This window comes from Francisella sp. SYW-2, assembly GCF_008711475.1.
Classification (GTDB): domain Bacteria; phylum Pseudomonadota; class Gammaproteobacteria; order Francisellales; family Francisellaceae; genus Francisella; species Francisella salimarina.
This window is the reverse complement of sequence record NZ_VXKO01000053.1, coordinates 1-3,493: the sequence shown is the minus strand read 5'-3', so window position 1 is coordinate 3,493 and position 3,493 is coordinate 1. Positions and strand designations below refer to the sequence as shown.

Genomic DNA, 3,493 nt, shown 5'->3' with positions numbered 1-3,493 from the left:
GTATTCATATCAGCATAAAATGCTGATATGAAACACAAAAGTAAGATTTTGAGTCAGATTTATCTAAAAAATACTCAATATTAAAACATATGAAAAAGGGCTTTCATTAACTCAACAGCCTTTATTACTTTTAAATATGGCGATTTATATAATGGTTCTTTATAATTTCGATAGATTATAAAGGAGGAAAAAATGCAAAATCAAAGTTTACTTATCAAAAATGCTACAGTTGTAAATGAAGGTAAAACATTTAAATCTGATGTTTTAGTAGAGAATGGCAAGATTGCACAGGTTGCTGCAAATATAGATAAACCCGCAGATAAAGTTATAGATGCTACAGGCCTACATCTACTACCAGGTATGATAGATGATCAGGTGCATTTCAGAGAGCCTGGTCTTATGCACAAGGGTGAAATCGAGACAGAATCAAAAGCCGCTGTAATGGGTGGTATTACTTCATATATGGAGATGCCAAATGTAAACCCAGCGACTACAGTTGTAGAGCGTTTAGCTGAGAAAAAAGAACGCGCTGCTGCTAGATCTCATGCTAACTATGCTTTTTATCTTGGAGCGACAAATGATAATGTTGAAGAGCTAAAGCGCCTGAAACCAAATGATGCTTGTGCTATCAAAATCTTTATGGGAGCATCGACTGGTAATATGCTAGTGAACAATCCTGAGACTTTAGAAGGTTTCTTTAGAGATAGTCCACTTCTTATCGTAACTCATTGCGAAGATACTCCTATGATTACAGAGCTTGAGAACAAGGCTCGTGAGAAATATGGCGAAGATGTACCATTTGACCTGCATCCAGAGATTCGCTCAAGAGAAGCTTGCTTTAAGTCATCAGAGCTTGCAGTTGGCCTTGCGAGAAAATATAACTCAAGACTTCATGTACTTCATCTGACTACGGCAGAAGAGATGGTACATTTTGATAATTCTATTCCATTGGAAGAGAAGCGAATTACAGCAGAGGTTTGTGCCCATCATTTATTCTTCTCGCGTAAAGACTATGCAGAGAAAGGTGCTCTAATCAAATGTAACCCAGCTATCAAAGAAGAATCTGATCGCTTGAAGTTACTAGAATGTGTTGCAAATGACACAATTGATGTAATTGCGACAGATCATGCCCCACATACTTGGGAAGAGAAACAAGGCACTTACTTTAAAGCTCCAGCTGGCTTACCGTTAGTTGAAGAAGCTCTTATATCTGTATTAGAGCATTATCACAATGGTTTCTTAACTTTAGAGCAAGTTGTTCAAAAAACTGCTCACGCTCCAGCTATAGTATATAAGGTAAAAGATCGTGGCTTCATCCGCGAAGGTTATGCTGCTGATTTAGTACTTGTAAATTTAGACGAGCCACATACTCGTACTGATGAGTGCTCTCATTATAAATGTGGTTGGACTCCGTTTGCTGGTCGTACTTTTAAATCAAAAGTTCAAACAACTATTATCAACGGTGTTGTGAAGTACCATAAAGGTAAAGTAGTCAGCGATCAAAGAGGGCAATGCTTAGAGTTTAATCATGAGTTTTAAGTAATAGTTTCGCTACTTACTTCGTAAGTTATAGCGACATACTTTTTTCATGGCAGAAAAAGTATGCAAAACTGCCTAGCACTACGCTATCGTAGTCAAAACCAAATGGAAAATAAAAAACTCACTTCGTTCATACAGTTTTATTTTCTTATCATTTGCTTTTGAAACTACTAGCCGCTAATATGCTGATTCCCCTTCAAATATTGAAGGGGTGGCTTGCGAAGCAAGACGGGGTAGTATTTTACTATTTTATATACTCATCAAACCAAGCGATTTGCTTAGCTAATATCTTCTGTAGAGGCTCACCTTCATAACATTCATAGTGACTAATTCCTTCTAGAATCATTAGCTCTTTTGGCTCATTAGCTTTTTCATATAATATATGTGACTCTTCAACTGGGTTTACAGAGTCAGTATCAGAAGCAACTATTAGTACAGGGATTCTTAAATCGCCAATATAGTTCTCAGGTTTGTGCGACATAGTTTCATTAACTGTAAGAAATGGAATCTTAATATCAAAAGCATCATACTCTTTGCTATATCTTTCATAAAAGCCTTTAGACTGCTCATCTGTAAGTACTTTATGTAAAGGTACCATCATCTCTTTACCAGTTTTTTCTTTTTTAGCTAACATTTTTTCAATCATGCCAAGGAATTTCTCTTTTTCTTCATCTGACATGTCGCCTGTGATTACTCTCTCACCATTAGCAAAAGTTAGCTGAACTGATAGACATTTTACAAGATCATTTTGCGCAGCTGCTGTGATAGCGTTAGCACCACCATACGAAGTACCCCAAAGCCCAATTTTATTAGAATCAACAAAATCTAAACCAGCAACATAATCAATCGCAGAGTGAATGTCTTCGATTTGTAGTTTTGGCACTAGTCGACCTCTTTCACCTTCGCTCTCGCCAAAGCCTCTATAGTCAAAGTTAAGTACAACATACCCAGCCATTGCAAAAGCTTCTGCATATGCCGGTAACAATACCTCTTTAAACCCAGCAAAACCATGACATAAAATTATCGCGGGATATTTATTGTTTTGATCAAAGTTTTCAGGTTTATATAGCAGCTGTGCTGATATATTACATCCATGAGATGTGAAGTTTACTTTTTCCATATTTCTTCTAGTTGTTAGTTTATATATTTGTGTAGCTTTATTTTAGCAGAAATTAAGAGTGGTAACTTGTAGAAGAGATTTTTATATACAAACTTATTATGACAAAAGAGTATACTAGGTGTAAGTAAATCTTATTATAGACATTCAACATGGATAAACAGCAAATAATTACTGCTACACAAAATTGGGTTAAGACATTTGTTGTAGGGATGAATCTTTGTCCATTTGCTAAGCGTGAAGTTGTTAAAAATAGAGTTCGTTATTTTGTCTCACAAGCAACAAATATAGAGCAATTATTAGCAGAAGTACAGGCAGAACTTGAGTTATTAGAGAGTGACACAAATATTGAGACAACTTTAGTTATTCATCCGTATATTTTACAAGACTTCTACGACTACAATGACTTTCTATATGATGCAGATAACCTTTTGATTGATATGTCTTTAGAAGGTGTTTATCAGATTGCAAGTTTTCATCCTGATTATCAGTTTGAGGGGGTAGACTTAGATGATGTTGAGAATTATACAAACCGTTCACCTTACCCGATGTTGCACTTGATTCGAGAAGAGTCTCTTGAGAAAGCAATAGCTAATTATCCAAACCCTGATGATATTCCTCAAAGAAATATTGATTTGATGAATAAGTTAGGAATAGATAAGGTTAAAGCTTTATTGAAGTCTTGTATGGATATAGTTAATCCGAATGATTTTTGAAACCATTTTTGTCATCAACTATGTTGTAAATTATTTACGAAATTTGCATTTTCAGTCTTAAATCTCTAATTTTAGCATTAGCAATGACTATAATTTTTCTCATAACAGCTATAATAGCGAC

3 protein-coding genes are annotated in these 3,493 nt (G+C 35.3%); 2 read left to right on the top strand and 1 reads right to left on the bottom strand.

From position 1 onward, the window contains the following. Positions 1-192: 192 nt before the first annotated feature. Positions 193-1,539, top strand: a complete 1,347-nt coding sequence (locus F3D57_RS10055) for a dihydroorotase (RefSeq protein WP_150466153.1) — start codon at positions 193-195, stop codon at positions 1,537-1,539. A gap of 244 nt (positions 1,540-1,783) precedes the next feature. On the opposite strand, the gene uilS is transcribed toward F3D57_RS10055, so the two are convergent. After that, a complete protein-coding gene (uilS, locus tag F3D57_RS10050; RefSeq protein WP_150466152.1) occupies positions 1,784-2,659 on the bottom strand; it encodes a UilS family quorum-quenching N-acyl-homoserine lactonase in 876 nt (291 codons plus the stop codon). Positions 2,660-2,808: 149 nt separating this feature from the next. Between uilS and F3D57_RS10045 the strand changes: the two genes are divergently transcribed. Then, the gene (locus tag F3D57_RS10045; protein WP_150466151.1) at positions 2,809-3,372 is read left to right on the top strand and encodes a DUF1415 domain-containing protein; all 564 of its coding nucleotides are present in this window, start codon (positions 2,809-2,811) and stop codon (positions 3,370-3,372) included. Positions 3,373-3,493 lie beyond the last annotated feature (121 nt).